The sequence below is a fragment of the Providencia sp. PROV048 genome, from assembly GCF_033688165.1.
Lineage (GTDB): Bacteria > Pseudomonadota > Gammaproteobacteria > Enterobacterales > Enterobacteriaceae > Providencia > Providencia hangzhouensis.
The window spans coordinates 3,266,587-3,292,295 of the sequence record NZ_CP096360.1; the positions used below are offsets into that span (position 1 = coordinate 3,266,587).

The window sequence follows — 25,709 nt, forward strand, 5'->3', positions numbered from 1 at the left end:
TGGTCCCCAGCTTACAAAAATTAGAAGCGAGAGAAATCATTAAAAAGTGCAAGTCCCATTAACAGAATCAATGCCATTGCACCTATCCGAAAACTAAAGTCTTGTACTCGCTCAGACACCGGACTTCCTTTAATTTTTTCAATTAATAAGAAGAGCAAGTGCCCCCCATCTAAAACAGGCAATGGAAACAGATTGATGATACCTAAATTGACGCTAATAAGCGCAATAAACATCAAATAATATACCAAGCCTGACTCGGCGGATACCCCCGCACCTTTAGCGATAGATATCGGACCGCTTAAGTTATTGAGTTTGACATCCCCAACAACCAGTTTACCCATCATATTGACCGTCAACTTCATTAACTGCCACGTCTTATCACTGGCTTGGTAAAACGCAGAAAATGGCCCATATTGTTGCACCATCTTATATTCATCTGCTAACGGTAACACTGAAAGTTCTACGCCTGCAAACCCAATTTTCTCCCCACGCGGCCCATCTTGGCTATCAGGGGTCAACGTGAGTGAAATCAATTGCTGCGACCGTTGCACTTCAAGTTTTAACGGGACGCCCGGGTTATTACGAATAATTCGTGTAACGGGATCCCACAGGCCCAGAACTTCCCCGTTAACACTCACTATTCTGTCGCCTTTCTGCAAACCTGCCCGTTCACCAGCTAACCCTTGCGTTACTTTTTGGATAACAGGGTCAATTCTTGCAGAGACAGGCATTATACCTACCGACAAAATCGGATCTTGTTTCTCTGGATCAAACTGCCAAGTGGTTAAATCAACCGTTTTAGTAATCGGTTCATTATAACCACTGGGTAATACTTGCGCTGTCAGTTCACGGTCACCGATTTTACCGACCAATGCTAAACGAACTGAATTCCAATCAGGAGTTTCGATGCCATCAATAGATTTTAGTTCCATTTTTGGTTCAAAATTTGCAATTGCCGCAATAGAGCCTGGCTTTACGTCTTCAATGACAGGTTTCACAGAAGGAACACCAATCATAAAGACTATCCAATAGACAACAATTGCTAATAAAAAGTTCGCGATTGGCCCTGCACCAATAATGGCAGCTCGTTGACCGACAGTTTTATTGTTAAACGCTTGATGGCGACGTTCAGGAGAAACGCTACCAACTCGCTCATCAAGCATTTTGACATACCCCCCTAAGGGGATTATCGCCAAAACAAATTCGGTACCATTCTTATCGACTTTGCGCCATAAGGTTTTGCCGAACCCTATAGAAAAGCGCTCAACATAAACACCACAGCGGCGAGCAACCCAGTAATGGCCGAACTCGTGTACTGTAATTAACACACCTATTGCGATAATAAATGCAACTAAACTCCAAATAAATCCCATGTATCTTCCTAAAGACCAAAACCGTTAAAAACTAACAAATTTAGCCCAGCAAAAACTGGGATTGCCGCTGTTAGGCTATCAATACGATCCAAGATACCGCCATGCCCTGGAATTAAGTGGCTACTATCTTTAATACCTGATTGGCGCTTAAACATACTCTCAGTTAAATCACCAAACACAGATACTACAACAACAATAATTGAAGTCACTAGCAAATAATCAGGCATCACGGGGATTGGCGCAAAGGCGCTAAATAACCATGAAATAATCCCAGCAGTTATAAGGCCACCCACCAAGCCTTCCCATGTTTTACCAGGAGATACCTTCGGTGCCATTTTGTTGCGCCCGATAGTACGACCAAATGCATAGGCACCTGAATCAGCCCCCCAAACTAGCAACATGACATACAATAACCACCAAGCTCCAAAGAATGTATCACTTTGATAACCAACGGTTCTTAAAACCATCATTCCACAATAAAATGGGATAATCGTTAACACGCCAAATAATAAGCGAATAACAACTGATTTGCCCCAAGAAGCGGAGGCGGGATAGGTAACAACTAAAATAATCGCTATCCCCCACCAAATAAGGCCAGCCCATAAACCATACAAAATCATAGGCTCAGAGGAGAACTGATTTATATCGGAAATAGAAAATTGCATTGCAAGTAATATTGCAGCAAAAACAACCGCTAAGCCTATGCGCTTAGCTTGAGAGTACCAGCCGACAAATTGTGCCCATTCCCAAGCACCTAAAGCACAAACCGCAATCACGACAAGCCCAAAATTCGCTGGGGAAAGTAAAAACAGCGCCGCAATAACAATTGGTATTAAAATTATCGCAGTAAGCAAACGATATTTCAGCACATCTTTCCCCTATTCTTTGCCCAGTTCATCATCTGATTCAGCTCCACCATAACGGCGCTCACGCTTACTAAAAGCATCAACTGCACTCTGAAACACCATTTCATCAAAATCTGGCCACAAAACGTTGGTGAAATAAAATTCCGCATATGCGACTTGCCATAATAGGAAGTTGCTTATGCGATGCTCCCCCCCAGTTCTTATGACTAAATCGACATTTTCTTGGTCATGCATACAAATATGGTTATCGATACTTTCTTCATTGATGTCATCAATAGAAAGCTCACCACTTTGTACCTTTGCAAATACTTGTTTTACACTGTTACTAATATCCCAGCGGCCACCATAGTTCGCTGCAATATTCAGTTTTAGCCCAGTGTTGTTTTGCGTTAATGCTTCTGCCTTATCAATTCTTTTTCTGAGGCGTTCACTAAAACGGCTAATATCACCAATGACTTTTAGTTTTACATTGTTTTTATGTAGGTTCTTAACTTCATTATCAAGAGCAAAAACAAATAGCTCCATGAGAGAACTGACTTCTTTCTCTGGCCTTCTCCAGTTTTCACTGCTAAAAGCATATAATGTGAGCGAACTAATTTTATTTTTTACCGCAAAGCGCACAGAATTACGGACAGATTCAACGCCTGCCTTATGACCTGTAATTCTGAGCTTCCCTCTTTGTTTAGCCCATCGGCCATTACCATCCATAATGATAGCAACGTGCTTAGGCATCATTGAGTCAGAGAGATTTTCACCACTAGAGTTCATTAAATATTAATCCTTGTGAGTACCACTTTGAGTATACAGACCAATAATAACTACTATTATTGAATTTGCTGATAAGACACATCCTTAAATCTCTAAGAGGTACTATGTTATTTTTCTTTTTTTAAACACATCACATATTAAAGAGTTATTATGGCTATCAGCAACTAAATAAAACACATACCAGCGTTAAATTGTCTGAGCGATTATTTTTTCTGCATTTTTACGCGCTCGTTCGTCGATTTCTAAGACCTCTTCGATCGAAACAGGTTCAGAAAAAACTTGGCTATCTAACACATTGCGATTAATTTTTGCTATATCCGTAAAGCGTATTTTGCCTTCGAGAAAAGCAGCAACTGTCATTTCATTCGCACCATTAAGTGCCGTCGTAGCGGCTTGCCCTTGGTGACAGGCATCGATTGCGAGTTTCAAGCAAGGATAGCGTTGATAGTCAGGCTGAACAAATGTTAATGATGAAAGTGTTGCAAAATCAAGAGGTTTTGCACCAGACATGATACGCTGAGGATAAGCCATACTGTATGAAATTGGAGTTCGCATATCAGGCGTGCCCAGTTGTGCTATTACGCTGCCATCTTTATACCGAACCATGGAATGAATTACAGATTGAGGATGGATAATCACTTCCATTTGCTCGGCGCTCGCATTAAAAAAATAGCAAGCCTCAATATATTCTAGACCCTTATTCATCATTGTCGCTGAATCGACTGATATTTTTCGCCCCATCGACCAATTTGGGTGGTTACATGCTTCATCAGGAGTCACATTATCAAGATGCGATAACGGTGTATCCCTAAATGGCCCACCTGATCCGGTTAAAACAATACTTGAGATACCGGAAGCTGATAAATCGGCAAAACCTAAATTCAGTTGAATAATTTCAGGTAAACTCTGGAAGATAGCATTGTGCTCGCTATCAATAGGAAATACTGTTGCATTGTGCTTGCGAATCTCATTAAAGAATAAACGGCCACTAGTAATTAAAGACTCTTTATTCGCTAATAATATTCTTTTACCTTTGCGTATTGCCGCTAAAGTAGGAAGTAAACCGGCAACCCCAGTAATGGCTGACATAACTTGGTCAGCATCATCCAGACCAGCAAGGTCAATTGCAGCTTGTTTTCCTGACAAAACTTCAGTTATACAATTATTCTCAGTCAAAATAGTTCTTAGCGCTTTTGCTGACGATTCATCCGCCATTGAGGCATATTTCGGATTAAACTCAAGGCACTGTTTCGCCATTTCAGTGACATTCTTTCCTGCCACTAGAGCAACGATTTGAAATTTTTCGGGATTTTGGCGAACAACAGAAAGTGTATTTGTACCAATTGAGCCTGTAGAACCTAGGATTGTCAGACATTTCATAGTGATTGAGTACTCTGTATTAATTCAATACTGAGATTATATCAGCTTAGAGGTTAGAAAGGATTTTTTAATAAGCTTGAAAAATAATAAAGCCACGCTAACGCACACTTTTACAGTTTGCATTGGTGGCTTTATTATTATGATGGATTAAAATTCCATCAACTCTGCTTCTTTTTGCGCTAATGCTTCATCAACTTTTTTGATGTAGCTATCAGTCAGCTTTTGGATATCATCTTGTGAACGACGCTCGTCATCTTCACTGATTTCTTTATCTTTCAGTAATGCTTTCACTTTGTCGTTAGCATCACGGCGAACGTTACGGACTGCGATACGGCCTTGCTCTGCATCACCACGAACCACTTTAATTAAGTCTTTACGACGCTCTTCCGTTAATGGAGGAAGTGGAACACGGATAACAGTACCCGCTGATGATGGGTTTAAGCCTAAATCAGATGCCATGATTGCTTTTTCAATCGCAGGTGACATGCTACGGTCAAAAACAGAAATAGCTAATGTGCGTGAATCTTCAACAGTGACGTTAGCTAATTGGCGCAAAGGTGTCGCTGAACCATAGTATTCAACAGTGATACCGTCTAATAGGCTTGGAGATGCACGGCCTGTGCGAACTTTACTAATTTGGCTTTTGAATGCTTCAAGGCTCTTTTCCATACGGTCTTGAGCATCTTTTTGGATTTCGTTAATCACGTTTTCAACCCTTAAGAACTGGTTATTAAAGGCCGCATGCGACCTCGCTTAAATTGTCTGAATTTATATTAGATAATACATTTAAACTCAGGTCATGTCTCTGAGTATTAATTGTGAGAAATCAGAGTTCCTTCATTTTCGCCCATAACAACGCGACGTAAAGCGCCCGGTTTATTCATATTGAATACGCGAATCGGTAAGTTATGGTCACGTGCTAATGTGAATGCCGCTAAATCCATCACTTTAAGTTCACGTTCCAAAACCTCTTGGTAACTCAGATTTTCATAAAGGACTGCGTCTGGGTCTTTAGCAGGGTCTGCTGAATACACACCATCAACTTTTGTCGCTTTTAACACGACATCCGCTTCAATTTCAATACCACGTAGGCATGCAGCGGAGTCTGTTGTAAAGAATGGGTTGCCTGTTCCTGCAGAAAAAATAACGACACGGCCGTGACGTAACAAGCTAATGGCCTCTGCCCAGCTATAGTTATCACAGACACCGTTAAGTGGGATCGCAGACATCAGTCTTGCATTCACATAGGCGCGATGTAATGCATCACGCATTGCGAGTCCGTTCATCACAGTTGCTAGCATCCCCATGTGGTCTCCGACAACACGGTTCATTCCAGCTTGTGCCAAACCAGCACCACGAAACAGGTTACCACCGCCAATAACCACACCGACCTGTATACCCAGTTCTATGAGTTCTTTAATTTCCTGAGCCATACGATCTAAAACGCTAGCATCGATACCAAAACCTTCTGCCCCTTGTAAGGCTTCGCCACTTAATTTAAGCAGAATACGCTGATAAACGGGTTTTGCATTGGTTGCCATGGTGTTCTGTCCTAACAGATATTTATTGGGGTAACACACGTAGAATTACAGTGTTCTACGTACCTAAATTTTGAATTAGTTTAAATATAATTTTTTTATACACAAGAATTCTAGCGCAATGCCTATGACGCTAACATCGCAGGGAATATACGTATATAAAACAGAGCCGCCAATTGGCGGCCCTTAGTTGATTACTTGCTCATTGCAGCAACTTCTGCTGCAAAGTCAGTTTCAACTTTCTCGATACCTTCACCTACTTCGAAACGAAGGAAACCAGAAACAGTAGCACCTTTCTCTTTCAGTAAGTCACCAACAGATTTGCTTGGGTCCATTACGAAAGGCTGGCCAGTCAGAGAGATTTCGCCAGTGAATTTGTTCATGCGACCGATAACCATTTTTTCAGCGATTTCGCGTGGTTTGCCAGATTGCATTGCGATGTCTAACTGGATTTGGTGCTCATGAGCAACAACATCAGCAGGAACATCATCTGGAGTCACATATTCAGGTTTGCTTGCAGCGATATGCATAGCGATGTGTTTCAGTAATTCTTCGTCAGCGCCTTCAGCCGCAACTAAAACACCAATACGAGCACCGTGCAGGTAGCTACCTACTTGTGCGCCTTCCAGAATAGCAACGCGACGAATATTGATGTTTTCACCAATTTTCGCAACTAATGTTGTACGAGCTTCTTCGAATTTTGCTTTCAGCGCATCGATGTCAGCATTTTTGTCAGCAACAACAGAAGCCAAAACTTCTTTACCGAATGCTAAGAAGCCTGCGTCTTTAGCAACGAAGTCAGTTTCACAGTTCAGCTCAACCAGAGCACCTGTTTTACCACCGTTGAAAACTTCAGTCAGGATAACACCTTCAGCTGCAACGCGACCTGCTTTTTTAGCCGCTTTTGCTTGACCTGATTTACGCATGTTATCAATCGCTAATTCGATGTCGCCATTAGCTTCAACGAGTGCTTTTTTACATTCCATCATACCTGCGCCAGTACGTTCGCGCAGTTCTTTTACCAATGCAGCGGTAATTCCAGACATGTGATTTATTCCTCGATATTCCCCGTGGGAGTCTTCCCCACGTGGATAGTTCTGATTCATATATAAAAGGGGCCTAAATCAGGCCCCTTCTAACATATAGCAGTACCTGTATAGCAATACCTAAATAAGGGTTTGGGCCTTATTACTCAGCTTCTACTAAGCTTTCTTCTGCTTGAACAGCCAGATCTTGTGAACGACCTTCACGAACGGTGCTTGCTACAGCGCCCAGATACAGTTTGATTGCACGGATTGCATCATCGTTACCAGGGATAACGAAGTCGATACCGTCTGGATCAGAGTTAGTATCAACGATAGCAAATACTGGGATACCCAGGTTGTTTGCTTCTTTAATAGCAATGTGTTCGTGGTCTGCATCGATAACGAACAGAGCGTCAGGTAAACCGCCCATATCTTTGATACCGCCTAAGCTGTTTTCTAACTTACCAAGTTCACGAGTACGCATCAGCGCTTCTTTCTTAGTCAGTTTGTCGAAAGTACCGTCTTGTGACTGAACTTCTAAATCTTTCAGACGTTTGATTGACTGACGAACGGTTTTCCAGTTAGTCAACATTCCGCCTAACCAGCGGTGGTTAACGAAATACTGATCACAGCTGTTAGCAGCTTCTTGAACGGCTTCGCTTGCAGCACGTTTAGTACCGACAAACAGAATTTTGCCTTTACGAGAAGCAATTTTAGTCAACTCAGCCAGAGCTTCGTTGAACATTGGAACAGTTTTTTCCAGGTTGATGATATGAACTTTGTTACGCGCACCGAAAATGAAAGGTTTCATTTTTGGGTTCCAGTAACGAGTCTGGTGACCAAAGTGTACGCCTGCTTGTAACATATCGCGCATGGAAACAGTTGCCATTTAATACCTCTGTATTTAAGTAATTGGGGTTATGCCTCCACAAATCCCATGCTACCGACTCCAAAGCTGCGTTAAAACGCATAAGAGCACCCCGGTGCACGTGTCGATTTGTGTGTGTTATTACACAATTGAGTTTTAAGTTTCGCACATCCAATATTTTATCAACGACTTTATCTTGATGCCATAAAATGACATTTCGATGATGGTGATTAGAAATAAATGGATTGCCGGCGCGCTTTATACCATAAAACCAACCTAGAAGCCAACTTTTGTTGCTTTTTTCGCTCACAAAAATGCCTAAAAGTGGTTTTGATTTAAAGCCATTGACCTGAGCAATATTTAACCATTGCTCAGGTCAATTATAGACGCTATTCGGTAAGATAAAAAAGCCTTATTTTTGCAATACCTTCTAGATGGCCTTCGTTACTATTTTGCATTTTGTGCTGTTAAAAGCTCAAAATGAACAAGCTCCACTCCTTTCCTTATCTACTATAAAGTGACTTCGACTTTCGAGTCCGCTCGATAGCTAGTTGGCAGAAAATGCGGTGGCTGTTACCATATATCTCATCGATGTAAAATGGGCTACCTATTTTCCCCCTCTTTTTTAACATGCCATCAAATTCAATGTTGGCATGAATGGACTAAATTCATGGCTATTATTATCAAAACTGAAGAAGATATTCAGAAAATGCGTGTTGCTGGCCGCTTAGCAGCAGAAGTGTTAGAAATGATTGCTCCGCACGTTGTGCCGGGAGTTAGTACGGGTGAATTAGATCGCCTATGTCATCAACATATTGTTGACGTACAGCAAGCTATCCCTGCGTGCCTGAATTATCACGGTTTTCCTAAATCTGTTTGTATTTCTGTCAATGATGTCATCTGCCACGGCATTCCTAGTGATGATAAAATCTTAAAAGATGGCGATATTGTTAATATTGACGTCACCGTTATTAAAGATGGTTTCCATGGCGATACCTCCAAAATGTTTATTGTTGGTAAACCAACCATTCAAGGTGAGCGCCTTTGCCAAGTCACACTAGACAGCTTATATTTAGCAATCCGAATGGTTAAACCGGGTATTCGCTTACGTACTTTAGGTAAAGCCATTCAAGAGTTTGTCGAAAAACAAGATTTCTCAGTTGTGCGTGAATATTGCGGCCACGGCATTGGCCAAGGTTTCCATGAAGAACCACAAGTTCTGCACTATGATGCTGACGACAGTGGCGTGGTTCTACAAAAAGGGATGACTTTTACCATTGAGCCTATGGTCAATACAGGCGATCACCGTATTCGCACCATGAAAGATGGCTGGACAGTTAAAACCAAAGACCGAGGTTGGTCTGCACAATATGAACACACGTTAGTTGTGACGGATAACGGCTGTGAAATCCTCACTCTACGTAAAGAAGAAGAGCCGTTTATCTCTGCAGTATTAGTTAACGAATAATCTGCTCCATTGAGCCTTCCTAACCGAAGGCTCTTCCTCTGTTCATTTTTATCAAAAAACCGTAAGCTGGTAGCTAACCCCCTATTGCTATCAATATGGAAAGATAAAGATGACTGTAAATTCAGCTTTCTACCTCCCCCCTAATCAATTTAGTACTCATGACCTTGAACTTAATTTATTAAGACAACATGTCGATGATTTCGATCAGTGGCTGGAAGAGGCTTTCAACCAAGGTAAAGATGTTGTCGACCTTATTCACTTGCGAAGTGATTACCTTGATGCGTTACTCACTCGATTATGGCAATCCTTTCAATTTGATAAGCAGCCTGATATGTCACTAATCGCCGTTGGGGGTTACGGGCGCCATGAACTACATCCACTTTCTGACATTGATATTTTAGTTTTAAGTAAAAAACCGCTTCCAGAACACATCGCTAACGAAATTGGGCAATTTATCACTCTATTATGGGATTTGCGGTTTGATATCGGCCACAGCGTCCGTTCCCTCGCTGAATGCATCGAAGCCGGAAATGCAGATCTAACCACCGCAACTAATCTCATTGAATCACGGTTAATTTGTGGTGATGTCGCCCTGTTTTTACAATTACAAAAAACTATTTTTAGCGATGATTTTTGGCCTTCCGCGGTCTTTTTTGCTGCAAAAATTGAAGAACAACAAGAACGCCATCAACGCTACCATAGCACTAGCTATAATTTAGAACCCGATATTAAAAGTAGCCCTGGGGGATTACGGGATATCCATACCTTACTATGGGTCGGGCGGCGTCATTTTGGTGCAACCACCGTCGATGAAATGGTAGGTTTTGGTTTTCTCACTGAAGAAGAGCGCCAAGAACTCAAAGAGTGCCTAATATTTTTATGGAAAATTCGCTTTGCGCTCCATTTAGTGGTGAAACGTCATGATAATCGCCTGCTATTTGACCGCCAGTTTAGTGTGGCTCGGTTACTGGGTTATGAAGGCGAAAAAAACCAACCCGTTGAACGAATGATGAAAGATTTTTATCGCGTCACTCGCCGTGTTCGGGAACTCAATCAAATGCTATTGCAGTTATTTGATGAAGCTATTTTAACGCTTAACCCCAACGAAAAGCCCCGTCCTATTGATTCTCTATTCCAATTACGCGGATCATTGATTGACGTTATTGATGAAGAGTTATTTATCAAGCAGCCAGCCGCTATTTTAAAAATGTTTTACCAAATGGCTCGCTACCCAAATATTACAGGGATCTATTCCACTACTTTACGGCAACTACGTTATGCGCGGCGCAACCTTTCAGTGCCATTATGTGAAATCCCTGAAGCCCGAAAACTGTTTATCAAAATTCTACGCCACCCTCGCGCCATCAAAGGTGCATTTGTCCCAATGCACCTTCATAGTGTACTGAGCGCTTATACCCCACTCTGGAGCAATATCGTTGGTCAAATGCAATTCGACCTATTCCATGCATATACCGTTGATGAACATACTATTCGTGTGCTGCAAAAAATTGATAGCTTTACGTTAGAAGAAAATCGTCGTGATCATCCACTGTGTGTCAGTGTTTATCCCAAATTATTGCAACCTGAACTTTTACGATTAGCTGCCATTTTTCACGATATAGCTAAAGGCCGATCAGGAGATCATTCCGACCTTGGCTCTGATTTTGTTTATGATTTTGCCTTACTGCATGATTTTTCTGTCAAAGAAGCTGAATTAGCTTCATGGTTGGTTAAAAACCACTTATTGATGTCGGTGACAGCTCAACGGCGTGATATTCAAGACCCCGATGTCATTAAACAATTTGCAGGGGAAGTTAAAACTGTTTCACGGCTTAACTACTTGATGTGTTTAACGGTTGCAGACATTTGCGCGACAAATAGCACACTGTGGAATAGCTGGAAACAAAGTTTAATTCGTGAACTTTTTTTATCTACAGAGCATCAATTAAATCAAGGCATGCAGAGCACCCCTGACTTACGCGAACGCATTCGTCATCATCGTTATCAAGCTTTATCATTACTACGCCAATCATCAATTGATGAAGAAAAACTGCAGGGGTTATGGTCCCGCTGCCATGCCGATTATTTTTTACGTCATACGCCATCCCAATTAGCATGGCATGCTAAGCACTTACTAGCCCACGACTTGAGCCAGCCTTTGGTATTAATCAGCACACAACCTAAACATGGCGGAACAGAAATTTTTATTTGGTGCCATGATAAACCCCATTTATTTGCCGCTGTCGCCAGCGAATTGGATCGGCGAAATTTAAGCATTCACAGTGCTCAAATTTTTACTAACAAAGACAATATGGCCATGGATACCTTCGTCGTTCTTGAGCCTAACGGTAGTCCTCTGTCCAAAGACAGATACGACCACATCCGAAAAATGTTGTTATTAGCCGTTCAGCAACCAGAAATATCACTGCCTAAGCCACGTACTCTACCGTCAAAATTACGTCACTTTACCGTGCCAACAAAAGTCAATTTTCTACATTCCACCAACGACCGTCGCACCTATATGGAACTGTTCGCCTTAGATCAACCAGGTTTATTGGCTCGCATCGGTCATATTTTTGCTCAAATGGAAATTTCTCTATATGGCGCACGCATCACGACAATTGGCGAAAAAGTGGAAGATTTCTTTGTTTTAGCTGATAAGGAACACAAAGCGTTGACTAAAAATATGCAACAAGAGTTATCAGAAAGGTTGACAGAGGCCCTAAAATCGAAGGATAAAATATAGCGTCCATCACATCTTTATGGTGAACGTTCACTTTTTATAACATTCAAGAGGAAAATACAATCAATGCAGCATTTACAAGCGATCATTGAACAAGCGTTCGAAGAGCGAGCCAGTATCACACCAAATACGGTATCAAACTCAGTAAAACAAGCCGTGTTAGATACCATTGCATTACTCGATAGCGGAGAATTACGTGTAGCTGAGAAAATTGCCGGTGTTTGGGTTACCCATCAATGGCTGAAAAAAGCTGTTTTGTTATCATTTCGCATTCAAGATAACCAAGTGATTGACGGTGCAGAAAGCCGTTATTTCGATAAAGTTCCAATGAAATTTGCGGATTATGACCAAGCTCGCTTCGAAAAAGAAGGCTTCCGAGTCGTTCCTCCTGCCGCTGTTCGTAAAGGCGCTTATATCGCTAAAAATAGCGTATTAATGCCGTCATATGTCAATATTGGTGCTTACGTCGATGAAGGCACAATGGTAGATACATGGGCAACCGTTGGTTCATGTGCACAGATTGGTAAAAACGTGCATTTATCTGGTGGTGTAGGGATCGGTGGCGTATTAGAGCCATTGCAAGCTAACCCAACAATTATTGAAGACAACTGCTTTATTGGTGCTCGTTCTGAAGTGGTCGAAGGGGTGATTATTGAAGAGGGCTCCGTCATTTCAATGGGGGTTTATCTGGGGCAAAGCACCAAAATCTATGACCGTGAAACAGGTGAAATTCATTACGGCCGAGTCCCTGCTGGCTCCGTAGTTGTTTCAGGTAATTTGCCATCTAAAGATGGTCGCTACAGCCTGTATTGCGCCGTCATTGTAAAAAAAGTTGATGAGAAAACTCGCGGTAAAGTGGGTATTAATGAATTATTAAGAACGATTGATGAGTAATTAAGCGCCTAAAATCTCACGCCAAACCTGTTACTGGTTTTTATAATAAACTTTTATAGTGAGCCACTGTAATTAGGTTAAAAAACTAAAGCTATCCCGAATCGCATACCTCCGTATGCAACTCGGGTGGCCATATCAGTGTTACTTTTTAATATTAGCGCATTAATTGCAAAGAGAAGTTTGTCAATTTCTACAAATCGCGCATAATATGTCCGTGGCTTTTGCCGTTTACCTCTAATAAAACTGTATTATTTTATTTTTCATTATAATGATGCTGTTTGTGTAATAACATCATTCAATCTATCACCCAAGCGAATGGGATAGATAGCTTATTAACGAGAAATAGACCGATATTGTTACGGCCTGCTCACACTATCACTTTGTTCACCGACTCTGTCTCTACAGTAAAGCGAGCTAACATGTACGATAATTTGAAAAGTTTAGGCATCAGTAACCCTCAAGATATTGACCGCTACACCTTACGCCAAGAAGCGAATAATGACATTTTAAAAATTTATTTTCGCAAAGATAAAGGGGAGTTTTTCGCTAAAAGCGTGAAATTTAAATACCCACGCCAGCGTAAAACTATTGCGGATGGTAATAATAATTTCAAAGAAATTAATGAAATTAACACTAACCTACGTTACGCCATTGAAGAACTAGATCAAATTTGCCAAACAGATCAAACTGACATTGATTTAAAACACAAAATTCTCGATGACTTACGCCATCTTGAACATGTGGTTTCAAATAAGATCGCAGAAATTGAAGCAGATCTAGAAAAATTGACCCGTAAATAATTTACAGGTGAAATGATTAATTTACTGCGCCGTAGCACTGCCAATATTTATCATTAATATAGGTAATACTACGGTGCAGACATTTAAAGCAGCTCCGCCCATGCTTCAACCCAAGGCTTAGCAAACTCCTCAGGAACATCCACCTCAATTGCATCAATAAATAAAATATCGCCAATACGGGTCGCTGATTGTTCAGCTAACAGTTCATCGAAACGAATACCTGCGCCACAAAAACTTTCATAACTGCTATCACCTAAAGCAATTATTCCGTAACGTAAATCAGGTTGATAACCGACAACATCTTTGATTTCACTATATAACGGAGCGATGGTGTCAGGTATATCCCCTTGCCCTGTAGACGAAGTCACAATAAGTGCAATTTCATTACCTGAATTATAAAGTTGCCAATCGCTCAAGGTGGGCTCATCAAAAACAACCACTTCATGCCCTTGCTGCTCTAAAATTTCTTGTGCCGTTTCAGCAACAGCTAAAGAGTTACCATAGACAGTTCCAACAAAAATGCCTATTTTTGACATAACATTCCCTCTATTTCATAGTTAACTTGATGAGTTAATAACGTTTATCCCTAATTTTGCAACTGTATCTGACCATCCAAATTGCTCAATTAATGATAACCATTGTGTATCCCATGTGGCAACCAACGATATATTTTCTTTTGTTATTGGATGGTTTAAATTTAATACGCTGGCATGTAACATCAAGCGCGATACTGAAAAATGCGTATTCACGCCTCTATTTTGGCGTAAGTCGCCATGCTTGCTATCTCCAATAATAGGATGGCGAAGGTGAGACATATGCCTTCTCAATTGATGTTTACGACCAGTTTCAGGTTTTAATTCAACCAAACTAAATCTTGATGTTTCATATCGCCCAATCGCAATGGGACATTCAACTGTTGCTATCGGTTTACAGTGGGTAACACACTCCTGCAAAACAGGCTCACGTGATGCATGCTTATCCGCAATTTTATCTAACTCTTCTAACAACGGATAATCGATGGTTTGCTCTTCAGTTAAATAGCCACGAACAATGGCATGATACACTTTTTCTAACTGATGGTTTTCAAATTGAGCCGACAACAGCCTTGCAACCTCACTCGATAATGCAAAAAGTAATATACCTGAGGTTGGCCTATCTAAGCGATGAATGGGGTAAACATACTGGCCAATTTGGTCACGTAGTGTCTGCATCACAAATACGGTTTCTTTACTGTCCAGCCAACTGCGATGCACTAACATACCAGCAGGCTTATTAACCGCTACCATATATTCATCGTGATAAATAATTTCCAGCATCAATAAATTACCCGCAGGTCTTAGTGGAGAAAAAACCATCTAACTCACGCAAATAATTGATAAGTAGCGTGTATTGTTCTTCTTCATCATGCTTATACGCTTCTTCAAAATAAGGAGCGACCGCAAAATTAGTTGGCAGCGTAGCCCCTTGTTCAATTAACATTTGTAGACGAGGTATTAAAATCCACTGCAGCCACTCTATAGCCTCCATCGTATCAATACAAAAAGGCTCTACACTGTTAAAAGCCTCGGGTGAAGGTGGCTGTTCATTCCAAAGAGATTTTAATTTCATTTCCTCTTCTAAGTGACGAAGTTTCTCAATAATACGTTGTTCAATATTCATACTTAAACTCATTTAGTGATGGCTGCAGCAAATATACGGTATTTTCTATCATAATTCTGTCGGATACATGGGGTTAAGCCTCAGCAAATACAAGTTTATTTATTTTGCATATCGATAATAATTATTATCGTAGCTATTAATCGAACAATTCATTTAATAAGATTCGTTTATATTTTGTTGCAGATAGCACATGTAAGATTAAATGTTTTATCAATTTAGTACTTACAGAATAATTAACAACAAAATGGTTTATCTATGGGACGACTAAAACAGTGGCGCAAGGAAAATAAAGTCTGGAAAACTTTAAACTCTAACTATATTGAATTAAAAAGAAAAATACGTATTTCAAAGCTGCCTTCGTCACAATATCAGCATTATCAAGTTATGTGCCAAAACTACCGTAGTGCGCAATTTTCTTCAGTTATTGAAGGCGTTCCTCATTTTATCGAACGCCCTATAAATAAGTATCTACATAAAAGCTGGAGCGGAAAACAAAAACTATCAACCGCCAGCTACACGCTCAATTTAATTGAAAGTACATTCAAGCCCGAAGCTATTGAAGCTATGTTTTCTGCTAAGCGAGAAGGGCTTCTCGTGGCAAACATTGAATTAAAATCAGGAGAGTTCGCTCAATTAACATTGATTTACTCTCAATACCCTCGAGAAGGCGACCTCACTTTACACTTGAGAAATGAGACCGGTGACGATATTTATTTAATGAGTTTTTCCTTCGGCCCAGAAGGACAATTGTACGTGTGCTCTTTGCAAGGCCCTTCCACTGAACAAAGTGTCGATCAAGTTAGGTTGATAACTAAGCAAATGCACGGTATGAGGCCCAAAAATTTATTAATGTCAGCGGTTTATGCAGTAGTAGCCTTCTTTGATGTAAAATCAATATTAGGAATTTCAAACCAGTGTCATATTAAGAGCCAGCATTTGAAATCAAGCTATGATACGTTTTGGCAAGAATGCGGTGCCACGAAAACACCTGATGGTTGGTTCCAATTACCTATTCAAGAACCCGTACGAGATATAGAGTCAGTGAAAAGCCAGCGTCGTGCTGAATTTCGCCGCCGAGAAGCGCTCCGAGATTCCATGACCCAAGATATTATTGCTTCGCTAACTAAAAATTCAATTAGATTAGAACATTGATTTAAATAAATTAAAGTATCTTTAATTTTTTCACATCACTCCGCTACAATAGGTATTAACTAAAAAAGCCAGTCAACCGAAGCTGACTGGCTCATACTTTAAAATTTACGCATCCTGCTAATGACTTCCCGTCATTCAACATCCTGTTGATTAAAACAAATTTATAGATTTATCACCTAATCGCGTTCCATCGCCTTGTTTTAAACAATTTTTACACCTCACATGAAGGTATAAAAAGCTAAACGAGTTTACCCTGTCCAGCGCGATAAGAATGCATTAAATCTATTAATGAAACAACCTAGCAAAATAAACAATAACACGGTAAAAATACGCAAAAAGTACAAACCAGATAGTAACGCCATGAAATTAAAAGTTAAATAATTATCATTACAATATAAAGAACATTTTTTAAGAAATTACTTAGCTTAATTGTAGGCATTTACTCACACAAACCCGCTTAAAAACACTTACCCCTGAGGCTCAACAACAACCACTAGCTCATCGAGAAAACTTGTTAAATTCGAAGAAAGTACACGCCTTTCCTGACTACCAAATTTTTCTAATATAATTTCCCCCGTGAGATTACACATTGATATCATTTCAATCTCTGATTCCAACGTTGCAATGAATAGCGTGGGTGATAGTTTTAAACGCTTTTGAGTCACTAAATGACCAATTAAATTTTCTTGCAAACGGATGAAATCATCTTCATTCCACACCTGTACTAAACTCAACGTAATATCACGAAATGTGGCTTTCATATCGCCAGCAAGCTGTGCAGTATAAAAAGCATGGATATCACCTTGTAAATTAATCTCCAATGCTGTCGCAACTTTATCTAAGCTCGCATCCTTTATTGGAAATGGTTGAGGTTCCCAGTAAACCCAGTTTTCACCTGTGCGGACAATACATGGCGATGGAATACCATATAAGTCTGTTGAGGCGGGAGGTAACCCCGTTTGTTGGTGCCATTGTGAAACATATTTCTGAGTAAAATTATGTAGTGCGGCAGAATGTGAAGTATTCATAATTATGTGTTTTTTGTCGTCAATTTAAAGAGAAAGGCGTCAATGTTGTCGATAAATGGTATTATGACAGAAGTTCACAGACGAAGAAAATATCCCAATTTTACCTATTAGCCTCATTTTCAGTTTATGAAGTATAAGGACCTATATGTCACACTACCAGAATAATCCCGCACTTAATAATTTAACTCTTGGAAAGAAAACGGATTATCATGATCAGTATGATGCCACATTATTACAAGCTGTCCCTCGTAGCTTAAATCGTGATCCTTTAGCCATTCACGCTAAAGCACTTCCATTTCACGGTGCTGACATTTGGACAATGTATGAGCTTTCATGGCTAAATCAGCGCGGTGTTCCCCAAGTAGCAATCGGCTCGATTAGTGTTGATGCAAATAGCGAAAACTTAATTGAATCTAAGAGCTTTAAGCTTTACCTAAATAGTTTTAACCAAACACGTTTTGAAACTTGGGAAAATGTGCGAAGCGCTTTGCAAAATGATTTATGCCGCTGTGCTAATGGCCAAGTAAGCGTTACACTTCATAAATTAGAGCACTTTGCTCATCAACCTATCCAGCCATTACTTGGCGAATGTATTGATGAACAAGAGATTGATATTGATAATTATGAGTTTAATCGAGATTATTTGGCGAATAGCACCCAACAACAGGTTGTTGACGAAACGTTGGTGAGCCATTTATTAAAATCAAACTGTTTAATTACCAACCAACCTGACTGGGGCTCTGTGCAGATCCACTATTGTGGACCCAAAATTGATCGTGAAGCCTTATTACGCTACTTGGTCTCATTTCGCCATCATAATGAGTTTCACGAACAATGCGTTGAACGCATTTTCACTGATATTATGCAATTGTGTAAACCTGAAAAATTAAGTGTTTATGCACGCTATACTCGCCGTGGAGGGCTTGATATAAACCCATGGCGTAGTAATGAAGAATTTACGCCAGAACTAGGTCGTTTATCACGACAATAAGTATATATAGTTGAAAAGTAAGTGTAATTAATACATTTGCAGTACAATTCACATATCAAGAACCCATGGGGTAAAGGAGTACTACTTGATTACTCATATCAGTCCATTAGGATCTATGGATCTACTCTCTCAACTTGAAGTTGATATGCTAAAACGCACGGCCAGTAGCGATTTGTACCAATTATTTCGAAATTGTTCTTTAGCCGTTTTGCATTCAGGCAGCTTAACTGATAGCAGTAAAGAGCTATTAGAAAAAAGTAAAGATTTTGATATCAATGTATTACGCCGTGAGCGTGGCGTTAAGCTTGAACTTATCGACCCACCAGAAAAAGCTTTTGTTGATGGTAAAATTATTCGCACCTTACAAGCAAACCTATTTGCCGTATTGCGTGACATTCTATTCGTCCATGCGCAAATTACGCATGCCAAAGAACAATTTAATTTAGACCTCGAAAATGGCACACATATTACCAATATGATTTTCTCTATCTTGCGTAATGCCCGTGCCCTGCATATCGATGAAGACCCGAGTATGATTGTTTGCTGGGGGGGCCACTCAATTAATGAAATTGAATACCAATATGGCCGTAAGGTAGGTAATGAGCTTGGCTTGCGTGAACTCAATATCTGTACTGGTTGTGGCCCGGGAGCGATGGAAGCACCAATGAAAGGTGCCGCTGTTGGCCATGCCCAACAACAATACAAAAATAGCCGTTTTATCGGTTTAACTGAACCTTCAATTATCGCTGCTGAGCCACCAAACCCATTAGTGAACGAGCTCATCATTATGCCTGATATCGAAAAACGTTTAGAGGCATTCGTTCGATTAGGTCATGGGATTATTATCTTCCCTGGTGGTGTTGGTACCGCTGAAGAGTTGCTTTATTTACTTGGTATCTTGATGGACCCAGCCAACAGTGAACAAGTTCTACCATTGATTTTAACGGGTCCAAAAGAAAGTGCAGAATACTTTGAAGTGTTAGACGATTTTATTCGTCACACTTTAGGTGATGAAGCCAGTAAGCATTACCAAATTATTATTGACGATGCACCAGAAGTCGCTCGTGTAATGAAACGTAGCATGCCACAAGTTAAAGAAAATCGCCGTAGCACAGGTGATGCCTATAGCTTCAACTGGTCAATTAAAATTGCTCACGATTTACAACATCCATTCGAACCAACGCATGAAAATATGGCATCACTGAACCTCCACCCAGGGCAAGCACCTGAGAAACTGGCTTCAGATTTACGCCGCGCTTTCTCCGGTATTGTGGCTGGTAACGTGAAGGAATTTGGTATGAAAGCCATCGAAAAACATGGGCCATTCAAAATTCACGGCGATAGTGAGCTAATGAAGCGTATGGATGTGTTATTACAAGGCTTCGTTGAGCAACATCGTATGAAATTACCGGGTGGTACGGCATACGAACCTTGCTATGAAATCGTGAAATAAGTAAATGTTGGCGTATTTATGATCCACTTATTAATTATTGATGCATTAAACTTAATACGCCGTATCCATGCGGTGCAAGGAAGCCCGTGTGGAGAAACTTGTTTATCTGCAATATCGCAGTTGATCGCTCATACTGATGCCACGCACATTGTTGCAGTGTTTGATGAAGAAGGACGTCACCAAAGCTGGCGCCATGAAAAACTCCCCGATTATAAAGCGGGCCGACAACCTATGCCTGAAGATTTGCATGCTGAACTCCCCACTCTAATAGCCTTATTTAAAGAAAAAGGGGTTCACTGCTGGCAGTCTGAAGGGGATGAAGCCGATGATTTAGCCGCTACCTTAGCAACACGCATTGCGGGATCGGGGCACACAGTTACCATCGTATCCACAGACAAAGGTTACTGCCAACTACTTTCCCCTAACTTAAGAATTCGCGATTATTTTCAAAAGCGCTGGCTAGATATCCCTTTTATCGAAAAGGAATTTGGCGTTTCTCCTAATCAACTTCCTGATTATTGGGGGCTTGTAGGGATCAGTAGTAGTAAAGTTCCCGGTGTTGCAGGGATTGGTCCTAAAAGTGCCACGACACTATTGCAACAATATCACTCTATTGAAAATATATTTGCCAATTTAGATAACCTTGAAGAGAAATGGCAGAAAAAGCTCATCAATCAGCAGGGAATTGCATTGATTTGCCGAGATATTGCGACTTTAAGAACCGATATCCCGATACGAGGGAATCTGAATCAGTTGCGTTATGCACCCAACTAATAGAAAACAGAAAAGCCACTTAATGATGAAGTGGCTTTTTTATTAACTGATTCTATAAATTAATAATACTCACGTGCCATTGGATTTGCCGACCATATCCTCATCACATGTACAGTTACTTCTTCGCGGTCATGATAAAGCTGTTTAGCTTGAATCAACACATTAACACCTTGCTCTTTAAGCTGTGTTTTCATCTTTTCTAAGATATGTGAAACTTCTTCATAGCGCTTTTTCATCGGCAATTTTAAGTTAAAAATGGCCTCTCGGCACCAACCTTGAGCAAGCCAATCAGTCATTAGCGCAGCAACTTTAGCTGGTTTTTCAACCATATCGCAGACTAACCAAGTAATATTATGGGAAGTAGGCTTAAATTTAAAACCATCTTCACGGTGATGCTTAACTTGCCCTGTATCCATAAGGCTTTCCGCCATTGGGCCGTTATCTACAGCATCCACCATCATACTGCGTTTCACTAATTGATAAGTCCATCCCCCTGGGCATGCACCAAGATCGACAGCTTTCATCCCACTAGCTAGACGTTCTTCCCATTCTTCATAAGGAATGAAGACGTGGAAAGCTTCCTCAAGTTTTAAGGTTGAACGGCTCGGTGCATCTGATGGGAATTTTAACCTTGGGATCCCCATATAGAAATTTGAACTATTATTGGTATACGAATACCCGGTATAGCAGCAACCAGGGGCAATAAAGAATACATGAATAACGGGCCGCTTAAAGTTTTCGAGTGGCAATAAGATTTTTTCTTTACGTAATGCATTACGCAAAGGTACCGTAAACTTGCGGCAAAACTTCAAGAGTTCTTTCGATTCATTGGTATCAGCAACTTCAACACGGAGATCTCCTGCCCGCACAACTTGCTGACTCAATGCATTTACAATCGGGGTAATACGGTCTTCAGGCGGTAAATCCTTAAGTAAATCCCCTATTACAATCATTTGACGAGCAAAAATTAATTCTCGAAAAGGCAACGTTCGTGCGAGTTTGTCCGCATCTTCTGCTTGGTAGCACTCAAAAATAACATAACCACTGTTTTCTTTTACGCGGGCAAAACCATAAATTTCTTTTTGCCCTGCTTTATCTGTAATTTCTGCTGCACATTCTTTTTCAAAGCCTGGACGGCAATATAGTGCAATTTTATTACTCATTGCGTGACGCCGATTTCCTTAGACGCATAGCGCCAATAACCACTAACAGCCAACCAATTAGGAAACATACACCACCTATTGGCGTAAAATAAGAGAAGTATTTTACCTGCAATAGTGCCATACAATAAAGGCTACCGCTAAAAAGAAGTATCCCAACAGAGAAAAACACACCTGACCAATAGAACCACAGAATTATTTTACGTAATAAAATTGCCCCTAGCACCATTAGTGCAACAGTATGCAACATTTGATAACGTAGCCCTATTTCAATCCAGTCCATTTGATGGACACTCATAATTGACGATAACGCATGTGAACCAATAGCTCCAAAAGCAACAGTAAAGAAGCCACTAATTCCTGCAAAAATTAACATCAAACGACTATTCACAGTAACACCTTTTATTTAAATACTTGATTACTGAATAAGCGCCACATCTTGGTCACCCGTAATAAAACCTAATTTCTCTTGTTCACTTGCCGCCTGCCCAAGAATCCATTGGCGAAATGCAGCTATTTTGCCTAAATCTGCCTGATTTTCTTGGCAAACTAAGTAGAATGCATTTTTACTAACTAACACCTCACTAAAGGGACAAACTAAGCGCCCTGCGTCAATTTCATTTTTAGCCATAACATTATTCGTCAGTGCAACTCCCTGACCATGAACAGCAGCTTGAATAACCATCGCACTATGACTAAAAATGGGACCTTGCTGTACATTAACGACATTTTGTAACTCTAGTTGCTTAACATACGCTTGCCAGTCTCTTCGTGAAGAATCGTGAAGTAACGTATGTTTTGCTAAATCTTCAGGAATTTTTAGTTGGCTATCTCCAGTTAATAAAGATGGTGAACATACCGGCATTAAATATTCAGCATAAAGCCTATCTGTTCTTAGCCCTGGCCAATTACCTTTACCGTAGAAAATAGCGACATCAACGTCATCTGCCAATTTATCTTCTTCTCTATCTACAGCTTGGATCCGCACATCAATTCCTGGATAGGCCTGGTTAAAGCCTGAAAGCCTTGGCACCAGCCACTGAATCGCAAAACTTGGGGATAAACTAACCGTTAATGCCCCTTTTGCACTTCTGGCTTGCAACTTACGCGTCGCCTCGTTTAAAGAAGAGAAAATCTCTTTAATATCAAGGTAATAACTTTGACCTTCTTCTGTCAATAACAATGATCGGTTGCGCCGACGGAATAATTTCAGCCCAAGGAAATCTTCCAAACTTTTCATTTGGTGGCTAACGGCTGCTTGAGTTACAAATAATTCTTCTGCTGCCTTAGTAAAACTTAAATGACGAGCAGCAGCATCAAAGACTCTCAGTGCATTTAGGGGCGGTAATCTTTTAGACATAATCACTTCTACTTGGCATCTTGTTATGCATTAGTTTTTTTCATCCGAAGCATTATAATTTGTCCCTTGAGGATACGCTAGTAAATACCTATAGTATGCACACTTCCTAAGCCGGAACGAAAAGTTACAGAGTTTAGTTACTTTGAAACTTTTGGCTTTGTGGTTGTGATGTTGTGTTTGCAAGTTGTCTGGTTGAACCAGACCTTTGTAGCTTTAGCTACTGTTTTTTCACTTCCTGTACATTTACCCTGTCTGTCCATAGTGATTTTATATAGTGCACCGCCAACGCGCGGTGCTTTTTTTTACTCTTTTTTTAATGCTATTTCGGTATTTACTTAAGCAATTTAACTTAATAAATACAAATAACTATAGATAATTGTAAGTGTACCGAAAAAACTTTCAGTAAGATATTTAAGATAAATCTTGAAAATTATTTACTAAGTACTTAAAAAAATAAATTTATAAACAAAAGGCATTGCATTGCAACGCAAAACACTGAATCATCTTGAAACCACATCTAGAAGAATTGCTAACAATTAATACCAAACGTAACAAAATATTTCAATGGCTAGATTAAAAAATGATAAGTTTAAATTAATCAGAAAGTAACTATAAATGTACTAATAAATGTACAATCAACTAATACCGCACTCAGTAAAATCAAAACACATTGAAATTTTGACTAAAAAGAAAATACTCATGGATCATTTTAGCGCCACCACATTTCGCCTCGCCTTCCCAGCGATAGACTCATCAACACTATTTTTTGATAGTGCGGCAACGGCATTAAAGCCTATCGCCATGATCAATGTATCTAATGACTATTATCGCTTGTCGGGCAGTTCGGTATATCGAGGGCAGTCATCTGAATCATTGAAATTAACACGTGATTATGAGCAGGGGCGAATCCGTGCTGCAAAATATATTCATGCTTCCAGTGAAAAAAATATTATTTGGACACGCGGAACAACTGAGTCAATTAATTTAATTACACAAGGTTATTTTCGCTCAACATTAAAACCTGACGATGAAATTATTGTCAGTGAAATAGAACACCATTCAAATTTATTACCTTGGATTATGCTTTCACAGCAAACTGGCGCAAAAATTATAAAATGGCCGGTTGAAAAGAACCTGACATTGAGTCTTGATGTACTCCAATCTAAATTATCTGAAAAAACGAAAGTCATCGCTATCACTCAAATGTCCAATGTAACTGGCTATCAACCCGATATACAAACGGTGACTCAGCTCGCTCACCAAGTAGGAGCTTTAGTCGTTGTTGATGGCGCACAAGGTGTCGTTCATAGCCCGATTAATGTCAGTGAGCTGAATATTGATTTCTATGCATTTTCAGCACATAAGTTATATGGGCCAACTGGGCTTGGAGTTTGCTACGCCAAAACAGAACTTTTAGAGCAAATGACCCCTTGGCATGGTGGAGGGAAAATGTTGACCCACGTCACATTTGACGATTTCACTCTTGCACCTATTCCACAACGATTCGAAGCCGGAACACCGAATATTGCAGGGGTAATTGCCTTTTCTGCTACCCTAGAGTGGCTGGAAGGAATAAATTTAACACTAGCAGAAACATATACTTGCTCACTAATCGAATATGCCACTAAAAAACTATCGGCACTTCCCGGCTTTATTCGCTATAGTGTGCCTGATTCTCCTTTGCTATCATTTAACTTCAAAGATATTCACCATAGTGATCTAGGTGCCCTCTTGACCGAACAAAATATTGCATTACGCTATGGTCAACATTGCACCCAACCATTAATGGATGCATTAAATATCAGTGGCTGCTTGCGTATCTCAATGATGCCGTACAACAACCGGGAAGACGTCGATAAATTTATCGATGCAGTCACCGTTTCACTTTCTATACTCAATGAATAAATCAATAAAGGAAGCCTAATGACTTCGACTAACCATGAACTTGCTCCGCACCCATTCGGTACAGAGATTAAAATTCAAGAAATAGTTGAACAGTTTTCCACACATAAAGCATGGGAAGATAAATACCGTTTATTAATTCAATTTGCGAGAAAATTGCCGGCGCTGTCTGATGATGAAAAGCTGCAAACTCAAGAGGTTAAAGGCTGTGAAAACCGAGTTTGGATTGGAGCACTTCTCAATGATGATGAAACATTTCATTTTTATGGGGATAGTGAAGGCCGAGTGGTGAAAGGGTTATTTACCATTTTGTTAGCGGCAATAGAGCAAAAAACAGCGAAAGAAATCATGGAAATTGATTTTAATAACTTATTAGCTCAAACCGGCTTACCTAGCCAGCTCAGCGAATCCCGCCAAAATGGTATTCAATCACTCATTACGGCAATTCAAAATATTGCCAATGAAATGACACCTGCGTAATTCATTGAATGAGGCTATCTATCGCAA

The 25,709-nt window shown here is 40.2% G+C and carries 25 protein-coding genes; 10 read left to right on the plus strand and 15 right to left on the minus strand.

Features of this window, described 5'->3' with window-relative positions; genetic code table 11:
• Positions 1-20 precede the first annotated feature (20 nt).
• From rseP to rpsB, 8 genes are all read right to left on the minus strand, one after another.
• Entirely contained in the window at positions 21-1,373 is a 1,353-nt protein-coding gene (gene rseP, locus M1F26_RS14465; protein ID WP_004257481.1) for a sigma E protease regulator RseP, read from the minus strand.
• An 8-nt stretch (positions 1,374-1,381) separates the two neighbouring features.
• On the minus strand, positions 1,382-2,242 hold the full coding sequence (gene cdsA, locus M1F26_RS14470; RefSeq protein ID WP_140171674.1) for a phosphatidate cytidylyltransferase: 861 nt from the start codon (positions 2,240-2,242) through the stop codon (positions 1,382-1,384).
• Positions 2,243-2,251: 9 nt separating this feature from the next.
• The gene (uppS, locus tag M1F26_RS14475) at positions 2,252-3,007 is read right to left on the minus strand and encodes a polyprenyl diphosphate synthase (protein WP_004257489.1); all 756 of its coding nucleotides are present in this window, start codon (positions 3,005-3,007) and stop codon (positions 2,252-2,254) included.
• A 186-nt stretch (positions 3,008-3,193) separates the two neighbouring features.
• Positions 3,194-4,387, minus strand: coding sequence for a 1-deoxy-D-xylulose-5-phosphate reductoisomerase (gene ispC / locus M1F26_RS14480; RefSeq protein ID WP_140171673.1), 1,194 nt, complete (start codon positions 4,385-4,387; stop codon positions 3,194-3,196).
• Between the two features lie 147 nt (positions 4,388-4,534).
• Positions 4,535-5,092, minus strand: coding sequence for a ribosome recycling factor (frr, locus tag M1F26_RS14485; protein WP_004257496.1), 558 nt, complete (start codon positions 5,090-5,092; stop codon positions 4,535-4,537).
• Between the two features lie 107 nt (positions 5,093-5,199).
• Positions 5,200-5,928: a UMP kinase gene (gene pyrH, locus M1F26_RS14490; RefSeq protein WP_004257499.1), complete on the minus strand. Its 729-nt coding sequence runs from the start codon at positions 5,926-5,928 to the stop codon at positions 5,200-5,202.
• Between the two features lie 191 nt (positions 5,929-6,119).
• On the minus strand, positions 6,120-6,971 hold the full coding sequence (tsf, locus tag M1F26_RS14495; RefSeq protein WP_004908761.1) for a translation elongation factor Ts: 852 nt from the start codon (positions 6,969-6,971) through the stop codon (positions 6,120-6,122).
• 142 nt (positions 6,972-7,113) lie between these two features.
• On the minus strand, positions 7,114-7,839 hold the full coding sequence (gene rpsB, locus M1F26_RS14500; RefSeq protein WP_004257504.1) for a 30S ribosomal protein S2: 726 nt from the start codon (positions 7,837-7,839) through the stop codon (positions 7,114-7,116).
• A gap of 649 nt (positions 7,840-8,488) precedes the next feature.
• Between rpsB and map the strand changes: the two genes are divergently transcribed.
• From map to M1F26_RS14520, 4 genes are all read left to right on the plus strand, one after another.
• Positions 8,489-9,286 (plus strand): type I methionyl aminopeptidase, encoded by a 798-nt coding sequence (gene map, locus M1F26_RS14505; protein WP_036957992.1) that lies wholly within the window; start codon positions 8,489-8,491, stop codon positions 9,284-9,286.
• A gap of 109 nt (positions 9,287-9,395) precedes the next feature.
• Positions 9,396-12,032: a bifunctional uridylyltransferase/uridylyl-removing protein GlnD gene (glnD, locus tag M1F26_RS14510; RefSeq protein ID WP_140171672.1), complete on the plus strand. Its 2,637-nt coding sequence runs from the start codon at positions 9,396-9,398 to the stop codon at positions 12,030-12,032.
• Positions 12,033-12,095: 63 nt separating this feature from the next.
• A complete protein-coding gene (dapD, locus tag M1F26_RS14515) occupies positions 12,096-12,923 on the plus strand; it encodes a 2,3,4,5-tetrahydropyridine-2,6-dicarboxylate N-succinyltransferase (RefSeq protein WP_140171671.1) in 828 nt (275 codons plus the stop codon).
• 419 nt (positions 12,924-13,342) lie between these two features.
• Entirely contained in the window at positions 13,343-13,723 is a 381-nt protein-coding gene (locus tag M1F26_RS14520; protein WP_004908747.1) for a DUF3461 family protein, read from the plus strand.
• Positions 13,724-13,806: 83 nt separating this feature from the next.
• Here the strand turns inward: M1F26_RS14520 and M1F26_RS14525 are convergent, their stop codons facing one another.
• Genes M1F26_RS14525 through M1F26_RS14535 form a run of 3 tightly spaced genes read right to left on the minus strand, consistent with a single transcriptional unit; the run spans position 13,807 to position 15,382 of the window.
• Positions 13,807-14,259, minus strand: coding sequence for a flavodoxin (locus M1F26_RS14525; protein ID WP_004257522.1), 453 nt, complete (start codon positions 14,257-14,259; stop codon positions 13,807-13,809).
• Between the two features lie 21 nt (positions 14,260-14,280).
• On the minus strand, positions 14,281-15,039 hold the full coding sequence (gene truC, locus M1F26_RS14530) for a tRNA pseudouridine(65) synthase TruC (protein ID WP_140171670.1): 759 nt from the start codon (positions 15,037-15,039) through the stop codon (positions 14,281-14,283).
• 7 nt (positions 15,040-15,046) lie between these two features.
• Positions 15,047-15,382 (minus strand): YqcC family protein, encoded by a 336-nt coding sequence (locus M1F26_RS14535; RefSeq protein ID WP_004257526.1) that lies wholly within the window; start codon positions 15,380-15,382, stop codon positions 15,047-15,049.
• A gap of 255 nt (positions 15,383-15,637) precedes the next feature.
• Between M1F26_RS14535 and M1F26_RS14540 the strand changes: the two genes are divergently transcribed.
• Positions 15,638-16,534, plus strand: a complete 897-nt coding sequence (locus M1F26_RS14540; RefSeq protein WP_140171669.1) for a DUF535 family protein — start codon at positions 15,638-15,640, stop codon at positions 16,532-16,534.
• A gap of 467 nt (positions 16,535-17,001) precedes the next feature.
• Here M1F26_RS14540 and syd read toward each other — a convergent pair whose 3' ends face one another.
• Entirely contained in the window at positions 17,002-17,562 is a 561-nt protein-coding gene (gene syd / locus M1F26_RS14545; protein ID WP_004257535.1) for a SecY-interacting protein, read from the minus strand.
• A 145-nt stretch (positions 17,563-17,707) separates the two neighbouring features.
• Here syd and queF point away from each other — a divergent pair, with 145 nt between their 5' ends.
• From queF to xni, 3 genes are all read left to right on the plus strand, one after another.
• Positions 17,708-18,553, plus strand: coding sequence for an NADPH-dependent 7-cyano-7-deazaguanine reductase QueF (gene queF, locus M1F26_RS14550; protein ID WP_096864085.1), 846 nt, complete (start codon positions 17,708-17,710; stop codon positions 18,551-18,553).
• Positions 18,554-18,638: 85 nt separating this feature from the next.
• The gene (gene ppnN, locus M1F26_RS14555) at positions 18,639-20,006 is read left to right on the plus strand and encodes a nucleotide 5'-monophosphate nucleosidase PpnN (protein ID WP_140171603.1); all 1,368 of its coding nucleotides are present in this window, start codon (positions 18,639-18,641) and stop codon (positions 20,004-20,006) included.
• A gap of 18 nt (positions 20,007-20,024) precedes the next feature.
• Positions 20,025-20,780, plus strand: a complete 756-nt coding sequence (gene xni / locus M1F26_RS14560) for a flap endonuclease Xni (RefSeq protein WP_140171602.1) — start codon at positions 20,025-20,027, stop codon at positions 20,778-20,780.
• 59 nt (positions 20,781-20,839) lie between these two features.
• Here xni and rlmM read toward each other — a convergent pair whose 3' ends face one another.
• Genes rlmM through M1F26_RS14575 form a run of 3 tightly spaced genes read right to left on the minus strand, consistent with a single transcriptional unit; the run spans position 20,840 to position 23,300 of the window.
• On the minus strand, positions 20,840-21,943 hold the full coding sequence (gene rlmM / locus M1F26_RS14565; RefSeq protein WP_004257556.1) for a 23S rRNA (cytidine(2498)-2'-O)-methyltransferase RlmM: 1,104 nt from the start codon (positions 21,941-21,943) through the stop codon (positions 20,840-20,842).
• Positions 21,936-22,331, minus strand: coding sequence for a DUF423 domain-containing protein (locus tag M1F26_RS14570; RefSeq protein WP_004908716.1), 396 nt, complete (start codon positions 22,329-22,331; stop codon positions 21,936-21,938). Before M1F26_RS14570 ends, rlmM begins: the two co-directional genes overlap by 8 nt.
• Positions 22,332-22,358: 27 nt before the next feature.
• A complete protein-coding gene (locus tag M1F26_RS14575; RefSeq protein WP_004257564.1) occupies positions 22,359-23,300 on the minus strand; it encodes a transcriptional regulator GcvA in 942 nt (313 codons plus the stop codon).
• Positions 23,301-23,999: 699 nt separating this feature from the next.
• On the opposite strand from M1F26_RS14575, the gene csdA reads away from it, so the two are divergent.
• Both csdA and csdE read left to right on the plus strand, forming a co-directional pair.
• A complete protein-coding gene (gene csdA, locus M1F26_RS14580; RefSeq protein WP_140171601.1) occupies positions 24,000-25,205 on the plus strand; it encodes a cysteine desulfurase CsdA in 1,206 nt (401 codons plus the stop codon).
• An 18-nt stretch (positions 25,206-25,223) separates the two neighbouring features.
• Positions 25,224-25,682, plus strand: a complete 459-nt coding sequence (csdE, locus tag M1F26_RS14585) for a cysteine desulfurase sulfur acceptor subunit CsdE (protein WP_004257574.1) — start codon at positions 25,224-25,226, stop codon at positions 25,680-25,682.
• Positions 25,683-25,709 lie beyond the last annotated feature (27 nt).

Coding starts and splice junctions, on each gene's coding strand:
- rseP (WP_004257481.1), bottom strand. CDS start 1,373: ATGGGATTTATTTGGAGTTTAGTTGCATTTATTATCGCAATAGGTGTG.
- uppS (WP_004257489.1), bottom strand. CDS start 3,007: ATGAACTCTAGTGGTGAAAATCTCTCTGACTCAATGATGCCTAAGCAC.
- ispC (WP_140171673.1), bottom strand. CDS start 4,387: ATGAAATGTCTGACAATCCTAGGTTCTACAGGCTCAATTGGTACAAAT.
- pyrH (WP_004257499.1), bottom strand. CDS start 5,928: ATGGCAACCAATGCAAAACCCGTTTATCAGCGTATTCTGCTTAAATTA.
- tsf (WP_004908761.1), bottom strand. CDS start 6,971: ATGTCTGGAATTACCGCTGCATTGGTAAAAGAACTGCGCGAACGTACT.
- rpsB (WP_004257504.1), bottom strand. CDS start 7,839: ATGGCAACTGTTTCCATGCGCGATATGTTACAAGCAGGCGTACACTTT.
- map (WP_036957992.1), top strand. CDS start 8,489: ATGGCTATTATTATCAAAACTGAAGAAGATATTCAGAAAATGCGTGTT.
- glnD (WP_140171672.1), top strand. CDS start 9,396: ATGACTGTAAATTCAGCTTTCTACCTCCCCCCTAATCAATTTAGTACT.
- dapD (WP_140171671.1), top strand. CDS start 12,096: ATGCAGCATTTACAAGCGATCATTGAACAAGCGTTCGAAGAGCGAGCC.
- M1F26_RS14520 (WP_004908747.1), top strand. CDS start 13,343: ATGTACGATAATTTGAAAAGTTTAGGCATCAGTAACCCTCAAGATATT.
- M1F26_RS14525 (WP_004257522.1), bottom strand. CDS start 14,259: ATGTCAAAAATAGGCATTTTTGTTGGAACTGTCTATGGTAACTCTTTA.
- truC (WP_140171670.1), bottom strand. CDS start 15,039: ATGCTGGAAATTATTTATCACGATGAATATATGGTAGCGGTTAATAAG.
- M1F26_RS14535 (WP_004257526.1), bottom strand. CDS start 15,382: ATGAATATTGAACAACGTATTATTGAGAAACTTCGTCACTTAGAAGAG.
- M1F26_RS14540 (WP_140171669.1), top strand. CDS start 15,638: ATGGGACGACTAAAACAGTGGCGCAAGGAAAATAAAGTCTGGAAAACT.
- syd (WP_004257535.1), bottom strand. CDS start 17,562: ATGAATACTTCACATTCTGCCGCACTACATAATTTTACTCAGAAATAT.
- queF (WP_096864085.1), top strand. CDS start 17,708: ATGTCACACTACCAGAATAATCCCGCACTTAATAATTTAACTCTTGGA.
- xni (WP_140171602.1), top strand. CDS start 20,025: ATGATCCACTTATTAATTATTGATGCATTAAACTTAATACGCCGTATC.
- rlmM (WP_004257556.1), bottom strand. CDS start 21,943: ATGAGTAATAAAATTGCACTATATTGCCGTCCAGGCTTTGAAAAAGAA.
- M1F26_RS14575 (WP_004257564.1), bottom strand. CDS start 23,300: ATGTCTAAAAGATTACCGCCCCTAAATGCACTGAGAGTCTTTGATGCT.
- csdA (WP_140171601.1), top strand. CDS start 24,000: ATGGATCATTTTAGCGCCACCACATTTCGCCTCGCCTTCCCAGCGATA.
- csdE (WP_004257574.1), top strand. CDS start 25,224: ATGACTTCGACTAACCATGAACTTGCTCCGCACCCATTCGGTACAGAG.